The following is a 25,053-nucleotide window of genomic DNA, read 5'->3' as shown; positions in this document are numbered from 1 at the left end:
CTATTCACCCCTTTCTTTCGTTGTCAAGAACATTCACTGTGAGAACATAGAAAGCTGCCGACACGGAAATAAAATAAAGGATATCACGGGAATCAAGGATGCCTCTTGCAATGGAACGGAAATGTCCCTGCGCAGAAACAAAGGTTGCAGCTGGCACCATGAATCCTGGAAGGAAAATCGCAAACACCATCACAAACGTGAGGAACAGACAGATTGAAAGCGAAAGCAGGAATGCCACTATCTGATTCCTTGTTATTGCTGAACAGAAAATTCCTATTGCAGAAAAAGCGGAAGCAAGAAGGATCGAGCCGAAATAACCTCCCAGGACAGGACCTGCATCTATTCCACTTGAAGCAAACAGAACACATGTAACGACATAGAACAATGTTGGAGCAATCATGACAAGTGTGCTTACAAGCACTGCCATATATTTTCCCCATACGATATCAGCAGTCTTGACTGGAAGAGTGACAAGAGTTTCCATCGTTCCGCTTTTCTTTTCCTCACTGAAGATACGCATAGTAAGGGCAGGAATAAGGAAGCTGAAGAAAATTGGAAGAAGCTCAAAGAACCCCCTCAGTTCCGCTCTTCCCATAAGGAAAAAAGTATTGAAGAAGAATATCCCCGAAAGAAGAATAAAAATAGCTCCGACAATATATGCCACAGGACTTGTGAAATAAGCGGAAAGCTCACGCTTCATTATGATAACCCAAGGCATGGTTTTCTTTGTTTTTCTATCGCCCATCACTTTGCCTCCGTAAGAATCTTAAACACATCCTCAAGGCTGTTTTTCTTGAGCTGCATTTCATAAAGCGGCAAGCCACCTTCAACACAGGCCTTAGCAATATCAGGTCTGATTTCAGCATTGCCTTCGACCGTTACGGCAGCCTGAACCTTTCCGTCGATGCTGCATACCTTTATTCCAGCAGCACCAGAAATGGTCGACAGCCTGCCTTTCACTTCGTCTTCTGTTCCACCTGCAAGAACCATGACTTCAGATGTATTGCCGTAATGAGTCCTAAGTTCCTCCGTTGAACTGTCGGCAACCTTCTTTCCACCAGAAATAATTATGACCCTGTTGCAGAGCATCTCAACTTCACTAAGTATATGGGTGGAAATTATTACAGTCCTTGTCTCACCTATCTTCTTGATAAGGTCACGGACATCAGAAACCTGATTAGGATCAAGTCCAGAAGTAGGTTCATCAAGAATAAGGATTTCAGGATCATTCATAAGGGCATGAGCAAGCCCTACACGCTGCTTGTTGCCTCGGCTAAGTTCTCCGATATTCTTATGCATGACTTCCTTAAGACCGCATATCTCTGCAAGATGAGGAAGCTTTTCCGCAGGATCCTGCCCTTCCATCCTTGCAATATATTCAAGGTAATCGGCAACGATCATGTCGCTGTACATCGGAGCACTTTCTGGCATATAACCGATTTTTGACTTTGTCTCCACAGGATTATCCTTTACATCTGTACCGTCAATCTTTACGAATCCAGAGGTTGCATCAAGGAAGCCTGTGATCATTCTCATTGTGGTAGTTTTTCCTGCACCGTTTGGGCCGAGGAGTCCTACGATTTCACCAGTCTGGATAGAAAAACTGATGTCGTCGACCGCACGGAAGTCCCCGAAAAGGCGGGAAACATGTGATACTTCGATCATTTTTTACCTCACTACTGTGTTCACTTTTCTCCATATATAGTAATTATTATTCCCAAAAAATGCAATTTTTTGACCACCGGTGGAGTTCCGCCAACAAACCTTGTTTATACAGGAAAGTGCTATATAATTGAAGGAGCATGAGGGCACCTTTGCAATGCAACGAAGGTTACCCATAACCAGGAGGATTTTATGGATCTATGCGAAACACTTGCTACTATTGATGTTGATATTGACGAAGCCCTCGGTCGTTTCATGGGCAACAAGGATCTTCTTGTCATGATGTACAAAAAGATGCCTGATTCCATCAACAAGAACAAGGACATCATTCCTGACATTCAATCAGGCAACATCGATGCCGCCATCCAGAAAGCACATACACTCAAGGGAAACATGGGAAACCTTTCCATCAAACCTATGTATGAAGCCTACGCAAAGATCACCGAGCAGTTGAGGGCTGGAGACACAGCTGGAGCAACAGAGGGTGTAAACGCCATCCAGGATTACCAGAACAAGCTTTTGGAAATTCTTGCAAGCTGCTGATTTTTTTCAGGTCCAACGGCAATGTACAATCTTCTCGGCGAATTCTGCATTTGCATCCTCGCATTGATTCTCACCCTGACGACGTTCATGTCATTCTACCTGAAGGATGAACGCAATCTTGCATTCCTATGCTGCGCCATCCTTGGTTTTCTGACACCGTTGACCAACATCATTTCCATCGAATGCATAACAGGTTTTCCAAGGCATTCCATCACCTTTTCAACTTTCATAGCAGAGGTCTATTTCATCCTTCTTGGAATGCAGATGATGTTCTATTCATCGTATTGCTATTCCTTCATATCAACATTCAAGAAGCACAGAAAGCTGTTCCACATTTTCCTGGGAATTCCATTCGCCATCTACATAATCATAATGCTTCTTAACCTTAAGACAGGATGGGTCTTTAAGTATGATGAAACCAGCGGCTACACACGCGGTCCTTTCAAGCTCATCACTTATGTCACATCACTCTTTTACATAGGAACTGTCATCTTTACGATTCTTGTCCACAGGAAAACTACATCCACAAGAATTTTCTACGTATTCCTCAGCTACCCTATCATAAGCTGCCTTATTTCAGCAATTCAGTTCTATTCTCCATATACCGTACTTACAGGACTTTCATCCTTTGCACCTTTGATGCTCATGTATTTAGGAGTCCAGTCGGAACAGATTGCCCATGACTTTGCAACTGGAGTTTTTACGGAAAAACAGCTTCCAAGCACCATAAACAACAGAAAGCACAACTGGTGCCTTACCGTCATTTCCGTTGAAAACTACACAGCATACAAGGATACCTATGGAACCCTCGAAACAGACAGGATGATGCTCATAATGGCAAAGGATCTGCTGAAGCTTTACGGAAGAAAGGTATTCCGCAGTCCTACAAGCTTTGCCGTCCTTACAAGAAGTCTAGAAGAAATCGAATCGACAATAAGCTTTTTCTACAATCTGCAGAAAACATCGGAAAGCCATAGGGAAGCACCAGAACTCATTGCGGCAAGCGTCCAGCTTCCAGAAAATGCAGAAACCTATGAGCAGGCAATTGCAATCATCAACAATCTTCTTGCTAAAAACAGGGCTAATGGAACAGACTACTGCTACTGCGATGACATATATGTCGCAAACATAAAAAGGGAAAAAGCAATCTACGACATTCTGGACCGTGAACTTAATCCAGACTCGGAAAAATTTCAGGTTCATTTCCAGCCAATCTATTCAGTCCACGAGAAAAAATTCAAATACTCAGAAGCCCTTGCTCGCCTTCAGAATACGGAACTTGGAAACATATCGCCTGGGGAATTCATTCCAGTCGCAGAATCAAAGGGCCTAATCGAACGTCTTGGACAGATAACCTTTGAAAAAATATGCAAGCACATCCGCGACAACAAGGATACGGTGGAAGCAGTTTCCGTAAACTTTTCCGTCCAGCAGATGTCCAACCCAAGGATTGTCGACACGGTGCTCGATACGATTGAAAAATACAACATCGATCCAAAGAACATCATCATGGAAATAACGGAAAGCATTTTCATAGAGAATTTTGAAGAGATACAGAAGAGAATGGAAAAGCTTGCAAAGGCAGGAATCGTCTTCTACCTTGATGACTTTGGCACAGGCTTTTCAAATTTTGCAAACGTAATCACATTGCCTTTCAGCACAATCAAGATCGACCGTTCCTTTGTTTTGATGATGGAAAAGAATGAAAAGATGTACAATCTGGTCAAATCCCTCATCCAGACATTCAAGAACAACGGACTCAAGATTCTTGTGGAAGGTGTCGAAACGGAAGCACAGGATGTCATCGTAAAAAACGCAGGAACAGACTACATACAAGGCTTCCTCTACTCCCGCCCGCTGCCAGACAAGGAATGTCTGGAATTATTCAGCAAGCAGAAGTCTGTATAAACATCTGCTATTCAACCTTTGCAGTAAGCTCGGTCAAAAGAGGAATCAACTGCTTCTTGCGGGAAACAATGTCCTTCATGAAGTAGATATGCTTGTCGCGCTTAGGGAAATTCAGGACTTCCTCAAATTTCTGTTCACCAGCCACAAGCATGATGGAGCTCAGTTCAGTAATGTCAGTAACAAGCAAGGCACTGAACAAAGCGCCCATTGATTTTCTTTCGGACTCAAGCTGCTCAAGGAATTCCTTCCTGCGGGTGATGATATCCCTGGTACTGTCGACTTCAATCTGGCTTACACTGTACTTGAACTTTCCTTCCTTGTATTCCTTCATATCCTGATGGATGACTTCCTCTGCAGTGCGACCATCGATGTGGCTTCCGCTCTTGATGATGTCATCACCCAGGGTCTTGATGTCCAGATCCGTGATGCTGCTCAAATATTCCGCCGTGTCGATATCATACTGAGTCGTAGTCGCAGACTGAAGGACAAGAGTATCGCTAAGGATTCCACAAAGAAGAATCGAAGCAATATCCTTTGGAATGGAAACGCGCTGTTCCCGATACATGTTTGCGATGATGGAACTTGTTGAACCTACACACTTATTGATGAAGGTCATCGGCAGCTTTGAAGAGAAAGTATTGATCTTGTGATGGTCAATGATCTCCTGAATGGTATAGTTTTCAAGTCCTTCTACCGCCTGCTGAGGTTCATTGTGGTCTACAAGAATTACCTGAATGTTTGCCTCGTGAAGAAGGTCGCTTTCGCTTATGATACCGATCACCTTGTAGTCGTTGTCTACTACAGGCAGACATCTGCTGGGACTGTCCTTAAGCTGAGGCTTTATTTTCTGCAAAGTATCCCTTGCGTGCACAGGAAGGACATTCATGTCCGCCATGGAGCTTACAGGCGATGAATATTCGATGAGCATGGCTGTCTTCAAGGTGCTGTCATGTCCACTGAGTATGGAAACCCTGTTCTGCTTTGCAAGCTCAGCAACTTCCTTTGGAACAACATAGTCATGGGTAACTATGAGCGCACGGACCTTAGCTTCTATGCAAAGACGCTGGATATCCTGTCTGTCACCGCAGACGACCACGATGTTCTCGCTCTTATGTTCATCAAGGATAGTCTTTGTAGATTCAAGCTCATCATCTGCAACCATGATGGAACATTTAAAGTAGTCGTTCTCATCGAAAGAGACAATTGGAGTTGCATTCAAGGTCTTTTCAATGAGATGGATGCTTGTAAGGAAAATTTCATTGTGCTTTGGATTCAGGATCTTGAATGAATTGAGCGCAAACGCATTGTAGTTTAGAAGCCCCTGATAGGTACCGTCCACATTGATGATCGGAAGAACAGGAGCGTTTGTGCTGATCATCCTGTCCACTGCTTTCCAAAGGGAAACATCATGATCCACTGCGACAAATTTATCCGACATATAGTATTCTGTCTTCGGAATGAGATCAGGAATGTATTCAGGAGGCTCCACCTTGAATCTTTTAAAGATGTATTCTGTCTGCGGTGCAAGCTTTCCAGCACGTGCGGCAACATATTCATTCATGCCAAGAAGATGCTTTAGCTTTGCATAGGCTGTTGCGGCCACAACTGAATCTGTATCTGGATTTCTATGTCCGATTATATATACCTTGTTTATCATATGCTGAATTATACTCCGTTTTATGAGTGTACTGCTACCAATCTTTTAGTTTAAATAAAAAAAAGCACCTGTCAGATCGACAAGTGCTTCTCTTCGGGATGTACGGGACTCGAACCCGTGGTCTCCGGCGTGACAGGCCAGCGCGATAACCAGCTTCGCTAACACCCCATAAGGTTATTCCACTATATAAAATAATCATCCGTATGTCAAGCACATACACGATTTTTTATTAAAATAATTAAAAATATTTTTCCCACACATTTCATGCCCTGAGCGGCTTCCTCTCTGTTTTATAAAGTCCTTTCGCTATATAATTATGCAATGACTATTTTACAGACTATCATTCCAGTTTTTCTTATCATTGCGCTTGGAAAAATTCTTTCCGCAAAAAAGATTCTTTCCGATGTCGGAATTTCCAACATCAAGAATCTTTGTGTCACCGTACTTCTCCCTGTCATGGCCTTCGATGCCCTTATCCATGGAACATATTCAAGGGATTCCATACTGTTGATACTCCTTGAATTCTTCATGCTGTTTTCGGCATGGGGAGTCGGTTTTGCACTCAAAAGATTCTTCGACATATCCATCAGGGACTACATTCCCTATTGTCTTACAACCTATGAAGGCGGACTTTTCGGCTGGGCACTGATTTCCATCCTTGTTGGACCAGACAACCTTTACTACATAGTAAGCATGGACATCTTCAGCGGAGTATTCGGATTCACAGTCATGTACATAGGGTACAAGCTCATAAATGGAGAAAAGCCTTCAAAGAAAGAAATAGTCCTATCGATCGCAAAGAATCCCCTAATCATTTCCGTCATCCTTGGTTTCGGAGGTGCCTTCCTTGGACTCGGGAAAATCATCGACCAGTCTGAGTTCGCTGGACTTTACAACAAGATCATAACAATGTTCACAGCCCCACTCACATCATTGATCCTTATATCCATAGGAGCAGGCCTTGTGTTCGACAGGACAGTACTTTCCCGCGGAGCAGTCTTTACACTTGTAAGATATACAGTACAGACAATCATCTGTCTTATCGTCCTTATAATGATAGATACAACCATCGGTCTCAATAGGGTTCTGTTCACGACTCTGCTCATGTACTTCAGCTGCCCTCCAAGCTTCCTTGTTTCGATATATTCACGAAAAAAAGAAGCCGTGGAATTCACGTCCGCAATAATCAGCCTGCAGATCATCGTAGCTCTATGCATGTTCTCCGTACTGCTGATTCTTTCCATGGGATTGTAGAGCTTGTTTCAGTTGCCGATTTATACATACAAAACCACAGGCAACTAATATATAATGAAAAAGTTATAATTTTGGACCTTGGGCAACTCTGTTTCCTAGGACACCAATTTTCGGAGGAACTATGTCCGCATACACAAAAGAAGAAGTCATTGAATTCATCGAGCAGGAAGACGTAAAATTCATCCGCCTTGCATTCTGTGACATCTACGGCAACCAGAAGAACCTGGCGATTCTACCTAGTGAACTTGAGCGAGCCTTTGAACAGGGAATCGGTTTTGACGGAAGCGCCATCGATGGCTTTACAGATTCAGCCCATTCAGATCTTTTTCTTTTTCCTATTGCATCGACTTTGACAGTTCTTCCATGGAGATCGACTTCTGGAAAAGTTGTCCGCATGTTCTGTGAAATCAAGAGACCTGACGGCTCACTTTTTGAAAAGGAAAGCCGCTATATACTCAAGAAGGCAGTTCTGGCAGCACGCGAACAGAACCTTGAAATCAACATCGGAACGGAATGTGAATTCTATCTTTTCAAGACTGATGAAAAAGGTGACCCAACCAAGATTCCTTTCGACAATGCTGGATACATGTCGGTCGCTCCCGAAGACAAGGGAGAGAATATCCGCCGTGAAATATGTCTTACACTCAAGGAAATGGACATTCACCCAGAAAGCTCCCATCACGAGGAAGGACCAGGACAGAATGAAGTAGACTTCCGCTATGCAGCTCCTCTCAAATCGGCAGACAATGTAATGAATTTCATCACGGTAGTCCGTGCCGCAGCTGCCAGGAACGGTCTGTACGCAGACTTCTCTCCAAAACCTCTCAGCGGTCAGTGCGGCAACGGATTCCACATCAACATCTCCGTAAAATCAGAAGAAGGAAAAGATGTGTTTGAAAGCTTCATGGCAGGTGTTCTTTCCCACATAAAGGAGATGACAGTATTCCTCAACCCTATAGCAGAATCATACGACAGGCTTGGTTCAGGAAAGGCACCTTCCACAATAGGATGGGCAAAGGAAAACAGAACCCAGCTTATACGCATTCCTTCTACAAGAGACAACGAAAAGAGATTTGAGGTACGCTCACCAGACCCAACAGCAAATCCATACATTGCATTCGCATTGCTTATCTACGCAGGTCTTGATGGTATCAAGGGAAATTTCAAGCTTCCAGAACCAGCAAATCCAGACATCAAACGCGAAAGTCTTCCTAAATTCTGGGGAGAAGCGGCGGACCTTGCACGCCAAAGTGAATTCATCAGAAACATACTCAACAACGATGTAGAATCTTTTTTACGCAGATAGGAAAAGCAACATATAGATGAATCCATTGAGCAGCAGAAGAAAGGTACTCATCGTATCAGAGAGCGACACTTTCTTTGACAACATTTCAAGCATCCTCCCAAGAGAACAGTTCTTTCCTATTGTCCATGCCAAAAACGGCGGGAATGCCAGAAGAAAGCTGCTGGAAAGTGATTTCGACATCCTGCTTATCGACTGTCCACTCCCAGACGAACACGGTGTGCTTTTTGCAGAAAATTTCTGTGAGACAAACATGGGAATACTTCTACTTGTAAACGCAGACATGTATGATGAAGTTGCATCAAAGGTGGAAGACCATGGAATCATCACCCTACCAAAGCCTAATTCCCCACAGATGTTCTACATGGCTGTAAAGATGCTTTCTGCAATGACACTGCGTCTTGAAAAGATGGAGACAAAGAACAGAAGTCTTCAGGAGAAGATGGCAGACATAAGAACCATCAACAAGGCAAAGTGGATGCTCATAGAAAACAAGAAAATGTCGGAAAGCGAAGCCCACCATTACATTGAAAAGAAAGCAATGGATGAACGCCTTAGCCGCAGGGAAGCAGCCGAGCGCATCATCGAAAAATATGAGCTCTAGTCAGCGAAACTTATATCCCCACGAAGAATAAGCCTGAGCATGGCATCAGCAACATCAGGATCAAACTGGAATCCAGAATTCTTGCTGATCTGACCTATGATGACATCAGGCTCCATATGGTTTCTGTAGCACCTGTTTGAATTCATCGCATCAAACGCATCGGCAAGACAAACAATCCTTGCGTAAAAAGGAATTGCGTCCCCAGCAAGTCCATCGGGATATCCTTTCCCGTCATAGCGCTCATGATGATATCGTGCAACCATGCAGGCCTCAGGAATAGCCGTAAGACCAGAAAGGATCTCGAACCCACGTATCGTATGGCTTTTTATTATGGAAAATTCTTCATCCGTAAGTCTATTAGGCTTTGAAAGAATGTCATCATGGATGCTGATCTTACCACAGTCATGAAGGAGTCCACAGTAGAAAACCTTCTGGCACTGTTTTTTATCAAGCCCCATTTCCTCGGCGATCTGCCTTGAATATTTACCGACACGGATTGAATGACCGCCAGTATATGGATCCTTGGCATCAACAAAGCCTGAGAATGTTTCCATTATTTCCTGAATCAGCTTCTTGTCTCGAATCTCCAACTGCTCAAGATCCATGATTCTACCTTCGGAAAAAAGAAGAAACACAAAGGAAAATATCCATAAAATGGACAGGAATGCAAGAATATTGAATGCAGGATCCTGACTTATCCTTCGTCTAAGACGATAGGTAAGCACAGCTGTCGAAAGATCGGATGAGGTAACGGTCTCTTCCCCGTAGAGGATAAAACCTACCTTCGCAAAGGAATTTGCCCTATTGGGAGAAGTTCTTAAGAGAGGATATTCCTTATCTTCCAGACTTGGATGGTAGACGAACCTATCACCCTTGCTCAAAGGAAAGAACACCTGATCATTGTTCATTATGTAGTCGATGAAAATCATCTTGTGGTTATAATTTCTTAGATTAAAATCCTGCTCAAGGGTATCCTCGCCTCTTTGCTGAATGATATCGACCTTTCCACACCATGCGGTCTCTATGAAGCAAGGGGTTTCAATGTCAAAGGATAATTTCCATTCAGATATTTCATAGGGTGTCTTGTTTTCAACAGTTACATCAAATGTATTTCCCTTGAGAATGTAAGTACCTGTCCTCTCATATGATTCTTCAGTAAGAACCGTATCCCATTTTCCAAGCATACCGCCACGTTCTTCGATTGAAAAACTCAATCCTGCATCTTCTCCTGAAGAGGTCCGTAAATCCGACAGACTGACCTTTCGTTCCGTTTGATTGAAGGTGCTGTTTCTTATAAGGATATAGCAATAGCTGGACACTATGACAAAAAAAGCCACAAAGAGAATTGTAAAATTCAGGCGATTCTTCTTTGAAATCATCTTCAGTTAATTCTCACATTGAACTCAGAAATCATCATCCCCATCTTGAATTGAACAGATTTCTGGACCTCATATTTTTTTATGAAAGCTTCAATTTCAGGAACACTCAGATTGAAGTCAATTGTATCATTGATATTCTTGATGATTTTCTTTGACGCATCCGTCTCTTCAATCCTTTCCAATTCTTCTGGATTTCCGTCCGTATACCTGGAGCGCATTTCAATGTTCATCCAGGCGCCTGACAGATACATGGAAACAGACATTTCCTTTACATAATATTGAGAACAACTTCTTATGGCATAATGCAAGAGCCTTTCAACAACAACGGCATATTCAAATTCAATTGCACCAAGATGCTCAGGAACATTGAGATTGTAGTTGACCTTGACGCCTGATTTGACGGCAAATTCATCCGCTTCAAGGACAACGGAATTGATGGCATTGTTTGAACATTTCCTTTCTGGCATATTGAGGCGTGAATCCGACATGATCGCAGACACGAGCGTTCTTATGTCATCATATTGCCCCTTATCAAGAAGATTAAGGATTTCCGAAGTAACGGCAAGCATGGCACCGCTCATTTCCTCGATGCGGCATGACATTTCGTTTACCTTTGCGGATTCCGCCTTTAGTCTGTCTGAATATTCAGCAAGAAAAACAAGGCTCATGTCCTGCTTCTGTTTAAGTCCTCTTCTTGAGTACATCTTGAAGGCACTTGCAAATGTTATGACCATGAGGACAAAGAGAAGAACCACTCCTGGCACTGCAACTGGATAGTCAATGAGACTCATAGGCCAGACACTGAGCCATGTGGTAGCCAAAAAGAAAAGGAGAGGTATAAGACAGAGCACTGCCCACCCGCCTGTTTCCTTTTCATTTTCCTTGTATTCCTTAGCAACCGTCTTGACTAGAACAAGAAGCAGAACCGACTGAACCATTGTCTGAATGAGAATGCTTGAAAAGATGTCCTTGGTATGATTATAGACAATATAGCAAATAGTATTACCTGGAAGAATAAAGTCAGCGCCACACAGCACTGTAAAAACAGAACGCCATCCCTTCTTTTCAGAAAGTATTTGACCGACACAGACAATACAAGCAAAGGTCAAGGCTGTCAGTACCAAATAAAGGCGCCCTCCAGCAGAGAAGAAAACACCCCAGACATCGGTAATGGAGGTAAAAATATAGGCTGCTGCAAGAATGAGAACGGTCCTCAACTGGCCGAATTTAGAGCGCGTAAAAAGGCTTATGTAAGCCAGGAGAAAAATCATCGCTACTCTATAGGAACAAAAATATAAAAGGTTCATTCCCTTCATTATATCACAGAAACCTCTTTTTAACAAAATTTGATATTTATAATTATTGCTTTATAATAGAAGAAGAGGCGTTGATATTACACCCATTAACCCACAGGAAGGAGGCACACTATGTCAGTTACAGCATATTCACTTGGAGCAGCACAAGAAGTTACGGGAAGCAAGCACGTTCTTGAGATTGAAGGACGCAGCTTTATGATTGACTGCGGTGCTTTCCAGGGAAAAAGACAGGAAGCAGACAGAAAGAACCGCGACTTTGATTTTGCTGCAGATAAGATTGAAAGCGTAGTTCTTACACATGCACATTTTGACCACTGCGGACTCTTGCCAGTGCTCACAAAAAACGGATATGGCGGAAGCATCTTTGCAACTCCAGCAACCCGCGACCTTGCAAACATCGTCATGATGGACAGCGCAAGGATTCAGGCACGCGACGCTGAGTTTCTTGCCAAGCAGGCAAAAAAGAAAGGTGAGAAATTCTCCTGGAAGCCTCTCTTCACGGAGATGGACTGCGTAAAGGCAGCAAATCAGATCATAACCCTTGGATACAACAGGAAGATGTACATAGCACCTGATGTCCAGCTTGAATTCTACGATGCAGGACACATACTCGGATCTTCTCTTGCATACTTTACGATCACAGGACAACGAAAGAACCCGTTGAATTCAAAGATTTCTGGCGGACTTGGAATTTCAGGACGCAGACTATGGCACAGGCTTTTTGGACCAAAGACAAACCCGGCAAAATCTCAGAAGGAATCAAAAGAAGAGGCACTGCGCGGAGCACCATCCGATGAAATAAGAATTCTCTATACAGGCGACCTTGGAAGACGCAACAAGCCTATAATACGCGATCCCGCAACAAACATGCCAGCTCCTGACTATATCTTCCTTGAAAGCACCTACGGAAACAGGCTCCACCATGAACCAGACAGCGCCCTTAAGGAACTTGAAAAAATCGTTCGCCGTGCAATCGACACAAAGGGAAAGATCATCATTCCTACCTTTGCAATCGAGCGCGCCCAGGAGCTTGTATATTACCTGCACCTTCTTGTCGATAAAAAGAAGATTCCTCAGATCCCTATATATATGGACAGTCCTATGGCAGTCAATGCAACAGGAATCTACCAGCTGCATCAGGAATGCTATGATGAAGCTACAAAGGAAGCTTTCCTTTCACATCATAAGAATCCTTTCGGTTTCAATTCCATGACATTCGTCCAGAGTGTCGATGAATCAAAGGCTCTCAATGACAAGCAAGGTCCTATGATCATCCTTTCTGCAGATGGAATGTGCGAAGCAGGCCGCATCCTCTATCATCTTGCAAACAACATTTCTGACCCAAAAAACATCATCTGTATCGTAGGCTATATGTCGGAAAATACTTTGGGAAGAAAGATTCTTGATGGAGAAAAGGAAGTAAAGATTCTTGGTGACTGGTACAAGGTGAACGCCGAGGTGGTCAACATCGACTCTTTCAGCGCCCATGCCGACTACCACGAAAGCCTTGAATGGCTCAACACCATCGACACAAGCCGTCTCAAGAAAATATTCCTTGTCCACGGAGAAAAAAACGGACAGGAGCATATGAAAAAATTCCTTGAAGACAATGGATACGAAAATGTAGAAATTGTAAAATATGGCGAGACCTACGACCTGGAGTAACAGCCATCATGGACAAGGACACAGAAGAAAAAATCATCGGACTTGAAACAAAACTTGCGTACCTTGAGGATTTCCTGAACCAGCTTCAATCTGTGGCTGTGGAAAATTCCACAACCATAGAAAAGCTGAGGGAAGAGAACAAGCTCATGGCACAGAAGATAAGAGATCTTTCAGACCAGATGGAAGGAGACGTCCCCAACAGAAGACCTCCACACTACTAAGAGACACTCCATCAAAGCATAAGCAATGCTCTATGCCATCAGCATATCTATCAGAAGCACCTCCTCCTTATTAAAAGAAATTTAACATATGCAAACTTTTCGCGCATTCACATTTTTGATGTTTCTCTGTACACTATTAGATATGTCGATCCATTCACTTGCGAAAGAACTTGGAATCAGCGAATATGCATTGAGACAATATGCTGAAAAACACAACCTTCAGAAGACTCGAACCAAAAACAATCGACGCTGCGGCTATAAATTCACTGAGCAGGATCTGGCTAAAATCAAACTTGCTTACACATCAAAGAAAACTCCAGATGTTCTTTTTTTGATGTATCGTCTATATGATAAAATTGCAAGAAATCATCTTTATGTCGGCGCTGGAATTTTTCTTAAGCGGGATGAGGAGCTTATAGAAAAATTCGTATCCATGCAATATTCCGTTTCCAATAGCTTTCATAAAAAATGTTTCAATTTTTTTATTTGCACCCAAAGGCAATACGAAACCAGAACCATGAAGTTTGCAAGCATTCTAAGTGAACCCATGTATAGGCAGTTCTGTGCTGAATTCCAGCCTCTCACACTTGAATTAATCAAGAAATATGTTGATGAAAAAAAAAGGGTTAGCTTTGAGGAGTTCATTCCTGATGCAGTCAGATCCATGATTTGTGATACTGTACCTCGTTTTGTCAGCTTTGATGATCAATTCTTGAATGGACAGGAACTGGATTCTACCACAGAGAAATAAATTGATTTTAATTAGAAATGTAATTACACTTTATAAATTGACCGCAAATAAGTCCACAGGAGAAATAAATGACTTTAGATCAAACACATCTTTTTGAAACAAAAGAAAAACTGAACGGTCTAGATGGTATACGTCTTGAAGGCGAAAATCTGGAAAAGATGAATATAAAACAGCTTCAGGATCTGCTTGATAAAGTTGAAAAGCTTGAGGCGGGAAAAGATTCTATAATTCTCAATATTCCCGAAGGATTTTTGGGATTTTACGAGAGGGATTGGGGAAGCATTCTGAACATTCCTTCATGTATAAAAAATATAGTCTTCCCTTCCACTTTTATCGGTATTCGTTTCATAAAAAGTGGTGTCCAGTTTCTGCCAAAAAACAAGGGAAATATAATGTTTCCTAAAGGTAAATATATAATCACAACAGAAGACTATCCCTGTACTTATGGTATCTTAGGTCGTTCTAAAGCAAAAAAACTCTTGAGTAAAGAAATATCATGCATTGAATTACTGGATCATGCAGATGAATGGGGCAGTCTATATGGAGTTGAATTTCTGCAACACGGTACTTGTTTTACAATAAATCGTGTCGCCAGCTTTGATTCAGAATCAGAGGTTCTTGAAAGTCATACTCTTGAAATTTCCAGCAAAACAGAAGTCTCACTTGATGGATTCCCGATCGAACTTAGTAGTATTGAATCTGCAAAAAGCTATATACATGAATCTCAATTTCCATTGAACAAAAAGCTTCTGGTTTTTTCAACCTGGAGAGAAACCTATGGCATCGAACATGAGTTTGAAGAAGGTTTTTCTCTGGATGATATTATCTTTGGGCAAAACCGCCCTTTCTGCTACGAGGATGTAAATTCTAAAAAAACACTTTACGGATTTGCTAACATTAGCATTAAATGCCCTGGTGACCACTACGTACGTGGAAGTGCTTTAACTGATGCCTATCATGAATATGGTGATGTTTTCTTCAATGGAAAATTATATGAACCAGGACCTGAATTATTGTCCGCTATAGAAAAGGATATTGCTCAGGAAAACGAAGCTAAACTTGAGAGAAAGAGAAAACTTGAAGAAAAGAAAAAAAATCTTGAAGAAATAAAACAGCAGGAAAAGCAGCATAAAGAAGAGGAAAAGAAAAGAGAAGCGTCGTTCGCCAACAAGCCAAAAGAAACAATGAAGTTCATGACAGTAAAAACAAATGATCTGGAAATAAAATTCGGCTCATTGATGAAATACAAGGGCAAAGAAACAGAAATCGCTCTTCCTTCCACCGTTGAAAGAATTTGGGCCGCAGCCTTTGCAGGAAACAAGTCATTAAAAGCTGTGGAAATTCCAGAATCTGTCTTTGACATTCAGACATCTGCCTTTCAGGGATGTTCAGGACTGGAAACGATTAATCTTCCAGACAATATCAAAAGCATCGCTGAAAAGACTTTTTCTGGATGCTCATCTTTGAAGGAAATAACGATTCCAGAAAGTGTCATCAGAATCTGCGAGGAAGCATTTTCAAACTGCACTTCCCTTACCAAAGAAAACATCCATTGTGATGACTGGATAAACAAAGATGATTTGCTGGCTGGAAAGAAACTGGAAAAGATTTAATTGAATATGTTAAAGGGCTGCCCTAAAAGTATTTATTCTAGCGATCATTGCGGCTGCATGTCGAAATGACCGTACCGTAAAACATACTTATCGGGCAGCCCTCTTTTTTTATGTATTTTCCCTGATCGTCATGATGATCCAGACAACAAACAGGAGCAACAGAAGCTTAAATCCTATCCTCCCGACAGAACCCTCTGTCAGAAGTTCATTTCCAAACCAGTTAATGAAATCTGCCATAATTTTCCCCCTTGCCGAGTTTTGATCAGCTGCTGAAACAGTTCAACAGGCAGTCTAAAAGATCCGAAGAATCATGGTTCAAATCTTTTAAGAATAGATAAACTATTACTGTTTCAATAATTCCAGAGTTTTACGATCTCTTTCTCCATTAAAAAATTTATTGAGCACGGCATTGAATAGCATATTGTCGGGATCCACAGCATCAAATAACGTCATCGAAGATTTAAGTTTGATGGCATCTATCTGTCCAAATATTTCTTCTGCGTTGTCTGATTCCAGTCCAAGAAGCAGTCTTGCAAGCTTTTTATATCTTGAACCAAGCAGACCATCATCAAGATATGCCTGAGCCTCTGCAATTCCAGATATTCCATAGAAATTTGACATATCAGAAAGTCCCAGTCCCTTTAACTGAGGAAAGACATACCACATCCAATGAGATCTTTTGCATCCCGCCATAAGTTCCTTGACGGCATTCTTAAAATCTGATTCCTGAGCCTTTTTGAAACGCAGAAGATTATGCTTATCGACTCGTCCTATTCTAAGCTTATCGAACCTACGAAATACCGAAAACATGTCCTTTGTCGTATAGTAACCGCACTTGAAGATGAGTTCTTCTGGAATATCGTAGTAAGCTTCCGCCATTGCAGCTGCAATATCAGCAAGAGTGTCTGTATCTCCACCAAGACTAACCGCAGTCCTCACCACATCCTCAAAGGATTCTCCTTCAAGGAAGGCACTGATAGCTTCGGGTACTGTCCTCTGGCAGCTTTCATCATGACAATAATCTGGTCTTATTTCATCAATTGTCCTTGAAAGGTCATAACCAAATTCTTTTGCCACAAATTCCTTGATCTGTTCCTTTGTGGAACCTGTTCTAGCCAGCCAAATGACAGACGCAGTAGCCTCTGCCCCTTTTATACCTTCAGGATGATTGTGAGTAACTTCCGCACTCCAGCGGGCAACTTCTCGAGTCCGCTCCATGGTATCGAAGAACCAACCGATGGAAGAAACACGCATCGCAGATCCATTTCCATAGCTTCCATAGGGCTCAGTACTTTTAGAAGTCAGCCATTGATAAAAGCTTCCGCCATATCCAGCGTCTGGATATTTTTGCCCCCAACGATGCATGGATTGGATGATCGCACTTTTCATCTCACTTTCGTCGGCATCAAGACCTGCTTTCATGACGGCATCACAGACTGCCACGGTCATTACCGTATCATCCGTAAACATTGGACAGTCATCAAACAAAGGAAAGTCTTTTGTTTTATCTCCACCATCAAACTCATAAGGTTCCCCAATAATATCTCCTAAAATTGCTCCGTACATTTTTCATTCCTCCATCCAATAGCCATAGAGCCGTAACGATAAAAAGCTTCAATCAACTATCCAGCCAGCTGCGACCAGATCTTCTACAGTGGAAAATTTTTCAACCTCACCGTTATCGGTCAAAACATCCCAGCCGTCACCATTGATTCCCTGGATAACCGAAACGGAACCAAAGCTGTTTTCTTTTCGCCAATGCTTTACACGACAAGGCTCCATGCATCTTCCATTCCAGATAACATCGATTGATAATTCCTGCAATTCCTTGCTCCATTTGTTGCCCATACAAATCCTCCTCTTTTCATTCGTTCTTGCACAATTAAAATATATGCAAACTATTCGCGCAAAAATTTCATATTCAAAAAAAAAGAATTTACCTATATATGCTAAGACACATGAAAAGCATGAGTGATTTTTTTATCCAGACATGGAAGATTATATTCCTGGCGGGTCCTATGACACTTTTGGGGAAAGCGGTCCTTTGGAAACTAGGCAGTCAAATGGGATGATACTTTACAGGTTCCAGATGTCCATCCACAACAGGGTGGAATGCATGGACACACAAGAACACTATTCATAAAAGATAGAAAACAGAGCGGCAGCTAAGAAAGCAAATAATAGACTGCAAAGAAGTGGAAAATGCTTCCGCCTAGTGCAAGAAGATGGAAGATACTGTGTGACCACTTGTAATTGCGAAGCATGAAGAATCCACCGCTCACAACATACAGTGCGGTTCCTGTAATAAGAAGTGAACCACATCTTGCAAAAGCCAGTGTCATTATGACAAAGGATACAACAAATCCAAATACAGAAAATCCCCTTACCTTGTTGCCAAAGACAGCATAAAGGGCCGCCATAAGACCATAGAGAGACCACACTATGGAAACAAAGGCTGTCAATGTCGTTCCGCTCATGGTTGCAAGGGCAAATGGAACAAAAGTTGCAGGAACAAGAATCCAGATTGTCATGAAAGTCATTCTTTCAAAAACCTTTCTTCCACCCATGGCAGAAATAGCATGTGACAATGTAGATGTTAGATAATAGATGAATAAAAAAGCTCCAAGCAATGAAAAGGAAGCTGTCCAAGCGCCAGAGTTTGCTGAAGGAGCATGGAAAACACTTCTGACTATGAGAAGAACGATTGCCGCAACACTCAACCCAGCACCGATACCATGGGAAATGGAACTAAAAAGATCCTCACCCAATGAAAAAGGACGCGGCTGACGTTCATTGTAGGAAATGCGCGCATTTGCCTTCTGGGCTTTTAGCTCTTTTCTCTGTTCTTTTTCCTGGGCCTTAGTTTTTTTTCGGTCAGCATCGATAGAACATTCAAGTTTTACCTGACGGATCTTCTCCTTTGCCTGTACCTTTATTGTCTTTATCGCAGCCTTTCTTTTTGCCTTGAGAGACTTGCGTGTAATTTTGCGTGAAATATCTGCCATGAAGTAACCTCAATTTCTAGTGTCAGATAAAATTATAATGCATAGATACATTATTTGCCATAAAAAAAGGACATAAAAAAACCCGACAGTATTCAACGAATTCTGTCGGGAAAACAATGAAGGAAATCGGCAATTTCTGGAAACCAGAGCCTTGCCAGGGCTATATTTTGCAGCAAGGAACGGAGGAGTCCTTGCTGCCTTCATACATTTTACTTGCTTGACTTCTTCTTCTTTGAAACTACATCGAAGATAACAGCCAAGAGGAGAACCATACCCTTAACAGCGCGCTGCCAGTTAGAGTCAACACCAAGGATAGACATACCGTTGTTAAGAACACCCATGAAGATAGCACCGATTACAGCACCACCAACTGTACCTGTTCCACCGTATGCAGATGCACCACCGATGAAGCACGATGCGATGGCATCCATTTCGTAGCTCTGACCAACTGTTGGAGCGGCAGAGTTAAGACGAGCAGCACAAACGAGACCTGCGATACCTGCGATAAATCCCATGTTTGTATATGCAAACATCATTACATTGTCAGTGTTGATACCAGAGAGGCGGGCAGCCTTTTCGTTACCACCGATTGCATAGAGGTAGCGTCCTGGAACTGTATTCTGTGTGTAGTAAGAGTAGATTCCAACGATTACACCTACGATTACGAGGATGAGTGGAAGACCCTTGTCCTGTGCGAGGAGCAACCCTACGATGAGGATTACTGCACAGAGGATTGCCTGCTTAGCGATGAATCCTACGGTTGTTGAAACTGAGTATCCCTTTCTGATCTTTGATGCACGGCTGATTACTGCAGCAGCAACTGTTACAACACAGCAGATTACAGAAATGATCATTGTTACAAGGAAAGTGATGGAAGCATTTTTGTCGATGATGGCATCGTATACTTCTACTGACATATCATCATTTGCCTGCTCAAGGAAAAGGTCAGGAATGTAACTTCCGAAGATGTTGAGGAATGAATCTGGGAATGGTGAAATTGTCATACCATTAAGAAGGATGAGGGCAACACCACGCCACAAAAGCATACCAGACAAAGTACAGATGAATGGAGGAATGTGAACATAAGCGATGAAGAATCCATGCCATGCACCGATTGCTGTACCAACGATAAGACAGATGAGGATCGATGGAAGAACAGGCCAACCCATATTGACTATGAGAATACCAGCAAAGGCACCGACAAGACAGATTACAGAACCGACAGAAAGGTCGATGTTACCACCAGTAAGGATACAGAGAAGCATACCCGTTGCAAGGATAACAACCCAAGCATTCTGGTTGATAAGGTTTGTGATGTTTTCAGGAGCAAAGAGCGATCCCTTGTCTGCACCCTGAATAAGAACTTCAAAAAACAACATGACAGCAAGAAGGATAAGAATCATTGTGTTACCCTTCAGTGTCTTCTTTAAACTCTGAATATTAGCCATTTCTATTACTCCTAAATTACTTACCTGAGTTGATGATGCATGCCATGATTTTTTCCTGGTCTGCATCCTTTGCGTCCATTTCGGCAACCATGCGTCCTTCGTTCATAACGTAGATGCGGTCACTCATTCCCAAAACTTCTGGCATTTCAGAAGAAATCAGGATAACAGACTTTCCTTCTGCAACCATCTTGTTGATGATGCAGTAGATTTCGTACTTGGCACCAACATCGATACCGCGTGTAGGTTCATCAAGGATGAGGATGTCTGGATCAGCAAAAAGCCATTTACCAAGAAGAACCTTCTGCATGTTTCCACCAGAAAGATTGCCGACATTTTCATCAACAGTAGCACACTTTGTATGCATTTCCTTTGCTGTATCCTGAGCAACACGGCGGCACTCATCGTAATCGTAGATCCAGTGCTTTGAAACCTTTTCTGGTTTTGCGGCGACAGTATTCTTTGTGATTGATTCCGTAAGAATAAGTCCGTTACCTTTACGGTCTTCAGTTACATAAGCGATTCCGCTCTTGATTGCAGACTTGACGTTAGGGAATTCTACTTCTTCTCCGTTAAGGAAAATCTGTCCGCTGATGTTTGCCCCGTAAGACTTACCGAAGATACTCATGGCAAGTTCAGTACGTCCAGCACCCATAAGCCCAGAAATACCAAGAACTTCACCTCTTCTAAGCTTGAAGTTTACGCCGTTGCAAACCTTGATTCCATCGAATACTGGATGGTCAACATTCCAGTCCTTGACTTCAAGGCAGACTTCACCGATCTTTGGAGTACGCTTAGGGAAGCGGTCTGTGATGTCACGACCAACCATAGCTGCGATGATTGTATTTTCACTGAATGATTCGTGAGCCTTATCCATCGTCTTGATGACGGCACCATCGCGGATAACAGTGATCTTGTCTGCAACATAAGAGATTTCATTAAGCTTGTGGGAGATGATGATCGATGTCATTCCCTGCTTCTTAAACTCCAGGAGAAGGTCAAGAAGATGCTTTGATTCATTCTCGTTAAGAGAAGCTGTTGGTTCATCAAGAATAAGAAGACGAACTTTCTTACCAAGTGCCTTTGCAATTTCAACAAGCTGCTGTTTGCCGACACCGATGTCTTTAATTAATGTATGTGATGACTCTTTAAGGCCAACTTCAGAAAGAAGCTTGTCTGCCTTATCGAAGGTTTCTGCCCAGTTGATTTTGGCTTTTGAACCACGTTCATTACCAAGGAACATGTTTTCTGCAATTGTCAAAAGTGGAACAAGAGCAAGTTCCTGGTGAATAATTACGATACCTAAGTCCTCACTGTCCTTGATGGAGTGAAATTTACAAAGGTTTCCGTCATAGAAAATATCACCTGAATATGTACCGTATCCGTAGATACCGCTGAGTACATTCATCAAGGTTGACTTACCAGCTCCGTTTTCACCGCAGAGAGCGTGGATTTCACCTTCTTCAACAGTAAGAGTTACATCGCTAAGGGCTTTTACGCCAGGAAACTCTTTAGTGATATTTCTCATTTCCAATAATGCTTTTGCCATTGGAATCTCCTATTTTTTATTTTTAATTACTTTAATTAAAACCCATAAAAAAGGCGGGATTGGTTAGAACCCCGCCTTGTCTCAGTTCAGCTCAGACTATTTGAGCTGTGCTTCTGTGTAGTATCCAGAATCGATAAGGAGAGACTTGTAGTTGTTGATGTCTCCGTATACTGGATCACAAAGGTATGAAGGGATAACTCCTGTTCCGTTGTCATATGTCTTTGTGTCGTTGATTTCTGGCTTTGTTCCCTTCATGAGGGCATCAACCATACCTACAACCTTTGTTGCGAGTGTACGTGTGTCCTTGAAGATTGACATAGCCTGTGTTCCAGCGAGCATGTTCTTTACAGAACCGATATCACAGTCCTGTCCAGTGATGATTGGGAAGTTAGCCTTTGTGTAACCTGCAGCCTTGAGAGCGTTTGTGATACCCATTGCACAAGAGTCGTTTGATGAGTATACAGCGTCAAGCTTTGTACCCTTTGGACCATACTTGTTAGATGTGATGAGGTTTTCCATACGCTTCTGTGCTTCTTCTGTTGACCAGTTGAGAGTTGCACACTGTGCCTTTGATGTCTGTCCTGAACGGCAAACGAGAACTCCACTCTTGAGGTATGGTGTAAGGATGTCCATAGCACCACCGAAGAAGAAGTTGATGTTGTTGTCATCTGGTGAACCTGTGAAGAATTCGATGTAAGCAGGATCATCCTTTGAGCGGCTCTTGAGGTTGAGCTTGTCTACAAGGTATTCACCCTGGATTGTACCAACTTTGTAGTTGTCGAATGTTGCATAGTAAGAAACTGCCTTTGAGTTCATGATAAGGCGGTCATAAGCGATAACTGGGATCTTCTTCTTTCTTGCCTGATCGAGAACACCCTTAAGTGCTGAACCATCGATAGAAGCGATAACGAGAACCTGGCACTTTGCTGTTACCATGTTTTCAATCTGTGAAACCTGTGTTGCACTGTCGTTGTTTGCATACTGAAGGTGTACTGTGTAACCAGCCTTTTCGAGCTGTGCCTTCATGTTTGCGCCGTCCTGGTTCCATCTCTGGAGATCCTTTGTAGGCATAGAAACACCAACCTTTGTTCCCTTCTTAGCAGCGAAACAAGGGAGTACCAATGCTGCAGCCAATAATACAGCGATAATTTTTTTCATAAGATAATCCTCCTTAATTTGATATCTTACAATAAAATAGCTAGTATCAGTCCTCCCCGCAGGGAGAACCAACACTACCTTTGTTCTTAGGATGATTATATCCTACACCAAAAGTCCCCTCCTGGATCGCCAATCTTCTTGAATATTTTGTGAATTTATGGGAATTTTCGCAAAATTCTGACATTTACAATTCACCCTGCTCTAGAAAATCTTGTTGTAAAAAAAGTTAAGATTGTCCAGCTCAAAATTTTGTTGAAAAAATCTTAATTCTTACTTATTATATGAATATTATGGGTGGAAATTTCATAAAAGATTTGCTTAGCACTTTTTTTGGCGGAAGTGATCCTGAAGCACAGAAAAAGAAAATTTTAAAAGGTATTGCAAAGTCTCTCTCCAAGACTAAATACAAGTTCTACAAGATGGGATCAAATGAGGTTGATCCTAGCTTTGCAAAATTCATGCTTGACCTCTACAAGGCAATATCACCTGCGCAGGCTATGATTCAGTCCTTCGAGAATCCAAACGCACTAAAAAGACTGGTGCTTAACCATTCCCTTACAGAGAAGCAGCTGGAGGCATTGGAAAATCTTTCCGAGGAATCCATCGTGGAACTGGCACGCAAACAGCCTCTCAAGGCAGTCAATGAGATTGTCAGGGGCCATATGGAAACCTTTACTTCCGCTTATGACAGCACAAGAATCGCAAAGACAGATTCCCTCTATACAAAGCTCATGTGTTTTGCAAACTTCGTTCAGTTTGACTATTACTTCACCCTCAAGAAATTCGACAACACGATCAAGGAACATGATTTTTCAAAGGCTCCTAAGTTTGCCGCAATCAACGGGTCCTACATCATCGAGGACCTTAAGAATTTCATCGATGTCGCATGGGTTCTTCCATTTGACGCAGACTGGAGCGATGTATTCAAGCTCATCAAATCCGTGAAGGGTGCAGACCCTATTCCTATGGGCACCTGGAAAAAGATCCTTGCCCGCATCAAGTACCTCCGAGACAACCGCATCATCGAAATGTTGATTCAGCTCATCTCAGAAAATCCTTTGTACCGTGATGAAGTATCCCCTAAAGAGCTTTACATCGTTGACGACTACATCGCCGACGTCAAGAAAGCAGCAGACAAGACTCTGGATGAGCTCCAGGCAAAGCAGACAGCGGGAAAAGTTGACGGACTTCTCGTTCAGATTTTTGGAACAAATGAAGTCGAGCATCTTAAATACTACAACGAAGCAGGAAGCGCACCTTTTGAACGAAAAGGAATCGGTTCTTTTGCCTATGCCGAGCCTCTTGGATACCTCAAGCAGTTCATCCTCGACTATATAAAGAAGGACATAAGAGAACTTTCCGACATTCTTCTTGTCCGCGGTGAATGGGCCAACCAGCAGCTTGCAACACCAATGAGCGACGCTTTCCATAACCTTGTAGACATAGCGGCAGACATCACAGCCTTGGACAACAGCGTGAATGAAACCGTTGACCTTGGTCTTAAGATGAAGACACACCTCCCTCGTGCAGACCGAGACAAGGAATCAAAAGGAATCATCCAGACTACCCTCAATCAGGTAAATGATACAGCAGGAAAACTTCTCAAGAGATCCATGGCACTCCTCATCTCATACGACAGAAACCTAAAGATGATTCTTGAAGACTGCGTAAAGAAACATCAGGAGCTGATCCTCAACTGGAATGACATCGACCACTTTGCGGAAGGACAGCTTAAGCAGATGTCCATCGATGCCTACAAAAAGATTTTTGCTTTTGTATCGCTGATCCAGAACTTCCCGATCGAACTTACAGAAGACGAAGAATAGAATTCCAGATATCAACAATCTGTAAAAAGGCCGATTTTTTTCGGTCTTTTTTATTTGATGAATTTACAATCTAAGTGCAACAAATGAAAAGACCCATAAAATCAACTATAATGGTGTTTGTTCAAGACATTATTACAGGAGATAAAATGGGTCACTACAAACATCTTAGCACAATAGAGCGAGAAATCATACTG

23 protein-coding genes and 1 tRNA gene are annotated in these 25,053 nt (G+C 42.3%); 11 read left to right on the top strand and 13 right to left on the bottom strand.

Annotated elements, in window-relative coordinates; genetic code table 11:
- Positions 1 to 4 precede the first annotated feature (4 nt).
- Both ACKI39_RS02195 and ACKI39_RS02190 read right to left on the bottom strand, forming a co-directional pair.
- Entirely contained in the window at positions 5 to 745 is a 741-nt protein-coding gene (locus ACKI39_RS02195; RefSeq protein WP_407397222.1) for an ABC transporter permease subunit, read from the bottom strand.
- A complete protein-coding gene (locus ACKI39_RS02190) occupies positions 745 to 1,665 on the bottom strand; it encodes an ABC transporter ATP-binding protein (RefSeq protein WP_407397220.1) in 921 nt (306 codons plus the stop codon). Before ACKI39_RS02190 ends, ACKI39_RS02195 begins: the two co-directional genes overlap by 1 nt.
- A 189-nt stretch (positions 1,666 to 1,854) precedes the next feature.
- Between ACKI39_RS02190 and ACKI39_RS02185 the strand changes: the two genes are divergently transcribed.
- Both ACKI39_RS02185 and ACKI39_RS02180 read left to right on the top strand, forming a co-directional pair.
- Positions 1,855 to 2,205, top strand: coding sequence for a hypothetical protein (locus ACKI39_RS02185; RefSeq protein ID WP_407397218.1), 351 nt, complete (start codon positions 1,855 to 1,857; stop codon positions 2,203 to 2,205).
- Positions 2,206 to 2,292: 87 nt separating this feature from the next.
- Complete coding sequence (locus ACKI39_RS02180) at positions 2,293 to 4,113, top strand: EAL domain-containing protein (protein ID WP_407397216.1); 1,821 nt, start codon at positions 2,293 to 2,295, stop codon at positions 4,111 to 4,113.
- A gap of 7 nt (positions 4,114 to 4,120) precedes the next feature.
- On the opposite strand, the gene ACKI39_RS02175 is transcribed toward ACKI39_RS02180, so the two are convergent.
- Positions 4,121 to 5,770: a putative manganese-dependent inorganic diphosphatase gene (locus ACKI39_RS02175; RefSeq protein WP_407397214.1), complete on the bottom strand. Its 1,650-nt coding sequence runs from the start codon at positions 5,768 to 5,770 to the stop codon at positions 4,121 to 4,123.
- A gap of 94 nt (positions 5,771 to 5,864) precedes the next feature.
- Positions 5,865 to 5,938: transfer RNA gene (locus tag ACKI39_RS02170), tRNA-Asp, on the bottom strand.
- Between the two features lie 153 nt (positions 5,939 to 6,091).
- On the opposite strand from ACKI39_RS02170, the gene ACKI39_RS02165 reads away from it, so the two are divergent.
- The 3 genes from ACKI39_RS02165 (at position 6,092) to ACKI39_RS02155 (ending at position 8,931) form a co-directional block, all read left to right on the top strand.
- Positions 6,092 to 7,024, top strand: coding sequence for an AEC family transporter (locus ACKI39_RS02165; protein WP_407397212.1), 933 nt, complete (start codon positions 6,092 to 6,094; stop codon positions 7,022 to 7,024).
- A 121-nt stretch (positions 7,025 to 7,145) separates the two neighbouring features.
- Positions 7,146 to 8,330 carry a glutamine synthetase family protein gene (locus ACKI39_RS02160; protein WP_407397210.1) on the top strand — a complete coding sequence of 395 codons (1,185 nt, stop codon included), beginning with the start codon at positions 7,146 to 7,148 and terminating at the stop codon, positions 8,328 to 8,330.
- A gap of 16 nt (positions 8,331 to 8,346) precedes the next feature.
- A complete protein-coding gene (locus ACKI39_RS02155) occupies positions 8,347 to 8,931 on the top strand; it encodes an ANTAR domain-containing response regulator (RefSeq protein WP_407397208.1) in 585 nt (194 codons plus the stop codon).
- Here the strand turns inward: ACKI39_RS02155 and ACKI39_RS02150 are convergent.
- Together ACKI39_RS02150 and ACKI39_RS02145 are read right to left on the bottom strand one after the other, a co-directional pair.
- Positions 8,928 to 10,268, bottom strand: a complete 1,341-nt coding sequence (locus ACKI39_RS02150; protein WP_407397206.1) for an HD-GYP domain-containing protein — start codon at positions 10,266 to 10,268, stop codon at positions 8,928 to 8,930. The genes ACKI39_RS02155 and ACKI39_RS02150 overlap by 4 nt on opposite strands.
- Before the next feature lie 44 nt (positions 10,269 to 10,312).
- On the bottom strand, positions 10,313 to 11,617 hold the full coding sequence (locus ACKI39_RS02145) for a hypothetical protein (protein WP_407397204.1): 1,305 nt from the start codon (positions 11,615 to 11,617) through the stop codon (positions 10,313 to 10,315).
- 120 nt (positions 11,618 to 11,737) lie between these two features.
- Here ACKI39_RS02145 and ACKI39_RS02140 point away from each other — a divergent pair, with 120 nt between their 5' ends.
- The 4 genes from ACKI39_RS02140 to ACKI39_RS02125 all read left to right on the top strand — a co-directional run bounded on the left by ACKI39_RS02140 (position 11,738) and on the right by ACKI39_RS02125 (position 15,876).
- Positions 11,738 to 13,291, top strand: a complete 1,554-nt coding sequence (locus tag ACKI39_RS02140; protein WP_407397202.1) for an MBL fold metallo-hydrolase RNA specificity domain-containing protein — start codon at positions 11,738 to 11,740, stop codon at positions 13,289 to 13,291.
- 8 nt (positions 13,292 to 13,299) lie between these two features.
- On the top strand, positions 13,300 to 13,512 hold the full coding sequence (locus ACKI39_RS02135) for a SlyX family protein (protein WP_407397200.1): 213 nt from the start codon (positions 13,300 to 13,302) through the stop codon (positions 13,510 to 13,512).
- Positions 13,513 to 13,654: 142 nt separating this feature from the next.
- Positions 13,655 to 14,263: a MerR family transcriptional regulator gene (locus tag ACKI39_RS02130; protein ID WP_407397198.1), complete on the top strand. Its 609-nt coding sequence runs from the start codon at positions 13,655 to 13,657 to the stop codon at positions 14,261 to 14,263.
- A gap of 68 nt (positions 14,264 to 14,331) precedes the next feature.
- Positions 14,332 to 15,876 (top strand): leucine-rich repeat domain-containing protein, encoded by a 1,545-nt coding sequence (locus tag ACKI39_RS02125; protein WP_407397196.1) that lies wholly within the window; start codon positions 14,332 to 14,334, stop codon positions 15,874 to 15,876.
- A gap of 108 nt (positions 15,877 to 15,984) precedes the next feature.
- Here the strand turns inward: ACKI39_RS02125 and ACKI39_RS02120 are convergent, their stop codons facing one another.
- The 3 genes from ACKI39_RS02120 to ACKI39_RS02110 all read right to left on the bottom strand — a co-directional run bounded on the left by ACKI39_RS02120 (position 15,985) and on the right by ACKI39_RS02110 (position 17,724).
- Complete coding sequence (locus ACKI39_RS02120; protein ID WP_407397194.1) at positions 15,985 to 16,113, bottom strand: hypothetical protein; 129 nt, start codon at positions 16,111 to 16,113, stop codon at positions 15,985 to 15,987.
- Positions 16,114 to 16,218: 105 nt separating this feature from the next.
- The gene (locus ACKI39_RS02115; protein ID WP_407397192.1) at positions 16,219 to 17,442 is read right to left on the bottom strand and encodes a DUF1810 family protein; all 1,224 of its coding nucleotides are present in this window, start codon (positions 17,440 to 17,442) and stop codon (positions 16,219 to 16,221) included.
- A gap of 48 nt (positions 17,443 to 17,490) precedes the next feature.
- Positions 17,491 to 17,724, bottom strand: a complete 234-nt coding sequence (locus ACKI39_RS02110) for a hypothetical protein (protein ID WP_407397190.1) — start codon at positions 17,722 to 17,724, stop codon at positions 17,491 to 17,493.
- A 142-nt stretch (positions 17,725 to 17,866) separates the two neighbouring features.
- On the opposite strand from ACKI39_RS02110, the gene ACKI39_RS02105 reads away from it, so the two are divergent.
- Positions 17,867 to 18,019: a hypothetical protein gene (locus ACKI39_RS02105; RefSeq protein ID WP_407397188.1), complete on the top strand. Its 153-nt coding sequence runs from the start codon at positions 17,867 to 17,869 to the stop codon at positions 18,017 to 18,019.
- A 22-nt stretch (positions 18,020 to 18,041) separates the two neighbouring features.
- On the opposite strand, the gene trhA is transcribed toward ACKI39_RS02105, so the two are convergent.
- From trhA to chvE, 4 genes are all read right to left on the bottom strand, one after another.
- A complete protein-coding gene (trhA, locus tag ACKI39_RS02100) occupies positions 18,042 to 18,881 on the bottom strand; it encodes a PAQR family membrane homeostasis protein TrhA (protein ID WP_407397186.1) in 840 nt (279 codons plus the stop codon).
- Between the two features lie 209 nt (positions 18,882 to 19,090).
- Positions 19,091 to 20,329: a multiple monosaccharide ABC transporter permease gene (gene mmsB, locus ACKI39_RS02095; protein WP_407397184.1), complete on the bottom strand. Its 1,239-nt coding sequence runs from the start codon at positions 20,327 to 20,329 to the stop codon at positions 19,091 to 19,093.
- A gap of 16 nt (positions 20,330 to 20,345) precedes the next feature.
- The gene (gene mmsA, locus ACKI39_RS02090; protein WP_407397182.1) at positions 20,346 to 21,875 is read right to left on the bottom strand and encodes a multiple monosaccharide ABC transporter ATP-binding protein; all 1,530 of its coding nucleotides are present in this window, start codon (positions 21,873 to 21,875) and stop codon (positions 20,346 to 20,348) included.
- Positions 21,876 to 21,971: 96 nt separating this feature from the next.
- Positions 21,972 to 23,033, bottom strand: a complete 1,062-nt coding sequence (chvE, locus tag ACKI39_RS02085; protein ID WP_407397180.1) for a multiple monosaccharide ABC transporter substrate-binding protein — start codon at positions 23,031 to 23,033, stop codon at positions 21,972 to 21,974.
- Positions 23,034 to 23,323: 290 nt separating this feature from the next.
- Between chvE and ACKI39_RS02080 the strand changes: the two genes are divergently transcribed.
- Positions 23,324 to 24,859, top strand: a complete 1,536-nt coding sequence (locus ACKI39_RS02080) for a DUF5312 family protein (protein WP_407397178.1) — start codon at positions 23,324 to 23,326, stop codon at positions 24,857 to 24,859.
- The last annotated feature ends 194 nt before the right edge of the window (positions 24,860 to 25,053 follow it).

The sequence above is a fragment of the Treponema sp. genome, from assembly GCF_045641405.1.
Taxonomy (GTDB): domain Bacteria; phylum Spirochaetota; class Spirochaetia; order Treponematales; family Treponemataceae; genus Treponema_D.
The sequence above is the reverse complement of the archived record's forward strand: the minus strand, read 5'-3'. Positions and strand labels throughout refer to the sequence as shown.

Excerpts from the sequence above, each read along its gene's own strand:
- ACKI39_RS02195 (WP_407397222.1), bottom strand. The coding sequence starts at position 745 with ATGGGCGATAGAAAAACAAAGAAAACCATGCCTTGGGTTATCATAATG.
- ACKI39_RS02190 (WP_407397220.1), bottom strand. The coding sequence starts at position 1,665 with ATGATCGAAGTATCACATGTTTCCCGCCTTTTCGGGGACTTCCGTGCG.
- ACKI39_RS02185 (WP_407397218.1), top strand. The coding sequence starts at position 1,855 with ATGGATCTATGCGAAACACTTGCTACTATTGATGTTGATATTGACGAA.
- ACKI39_RS02180 (WP_407397216.1), top strand. The coding sequence starts at position 2,293 with ATGTCATTCTACCTGAAGGATGAACGCAATCTTGCATTCCTATGCTGC.
- ACKI39_RS02175 (WP_407397214.1), bottom strand. The coding sequence starts at position 5,770 with ATGATAAACAAGGTATATATAATCGGACATAGAAATCCAGATACAGAT.
- ACKI39_RS02165 (WP_407397212.1), top strand. The coding sequence starts at position 6,092 with ATGACTATTTTACAGACTATCATTCCAGTTTTTCTTATCATTGCGCTT.
- ACKI39_RS02160 (WP_407397210.1), top strand. The coding sequence starts at position 7,146 with ATGTCCGCATACACAAAAGAAGAAGTCATTGAATTCATCGAGCAGGAA.
- ACKI39_RS02155 (WP_407397208.1), top strand. The coding sequence starts at position 8,347 with ATGAATCCATTGAGCAGCAGAAGAAAGGTACTCATCGTATCAGAGAGC.
- ACKI39_RS02145 (WP_407397204.1), bottom strand. The coding sequence starts at position 11,617 with ATGAACCTTTTATATTTTTGTTCCTATAGAGTAGCGATGATTTTTCTC.
- ACKI39_RS02140 (WP_407397202.1), top strand. The coding sequence starts at position 11,738 with ATGTCAGTTACAGCATATTCACTTGGAGCAGCACAAGAAGTTACGGGA.
- ACKI39_RS02135 (WP_407397200.1), top strand. The coding sequence starts at position 13,300 with ATGGACAAGGACACAGAAGAAAAAATCATCGGACTTGAAACAAAACTT.
- ACKI39_RS02130 (WP_407397198.1), top strand. The coding sequence starts at position 13,655 with ATGTCGATCCATTCACTTGCGAAAGAACTTGGAATCAGCGAATATGCA.
- ACKI39_RS02125 (WP_407397196.1), top strand. The coding sequence starts at position 14,332 with ATGACTTTAGATCAAACACATCTTTTTGAAACAAAAGAAAAACTGAAC.
- ACKI39_RS02120 (WP_407397194.1), bottom strand. The coding sequence starts at position 16,113 with ATGGCAGATTTCATTAACTGGTTTGGAAATGAACTTCTGACAGAGGGT.
- ACKI39_RS02115 (WP_407397192.1), bottom strand. The coding sequence starts at position 17,442 with ATGTACGGAGCAATTTTAGGAGATATTATTGGGGAACCTTATGAGTTT.
- ACKI39_RS02110 (WP_407397190.1), bottom strand. The coding sequence starts at position 17,724 with ATGGGCAACAAATGGAGCAAGGAATTGCAGGAATTATCAATCGATGTT.
- ACKI39_RS02105 (WP_407397188.1), top strand. The coding sequence starts at position 17,867 with ATGGAAGATTATATTCCTGGCGGGTCCTATGACACTTTTGGGGAAAGC.
- trhA (WP_407397186.1), bottom strand. The coding sequence starts at position 18,881 with ATGGCAGATATTTCACGCAAAATTACACGCAAGTCTCTCAAGGCAAAA.
- mmsB (WP_407397184.1), bottom strand. The coding sequence starts at position 20,329 with ATGGCTAATATTCAGAGTTTAAAGAAGACACTGAAGGGTAACACAATG.
- mmsA (WP_407397182.1), bottom strand. The coding sequence starts at position 21,875 with ATGGCAAAAGCATTATTGGAAATGAGAAATATCACTAAAGAGTTTCCT.
- chvE (WP_407397180.1), bottom strand. The coding sequence starts at position 23,033 with ATGAAAAAAATTATCGCTGTATTATTGGCTGCAGCATTGGTACTCCCT.
- ACKI39_RS02080 (WP_407397178.1), top strand. The coding sequence starts at position 23,324 with ATGGGTGGAAATTTCATAAAAGATTTGCTTAGCACTTTTTTTGGCGGA.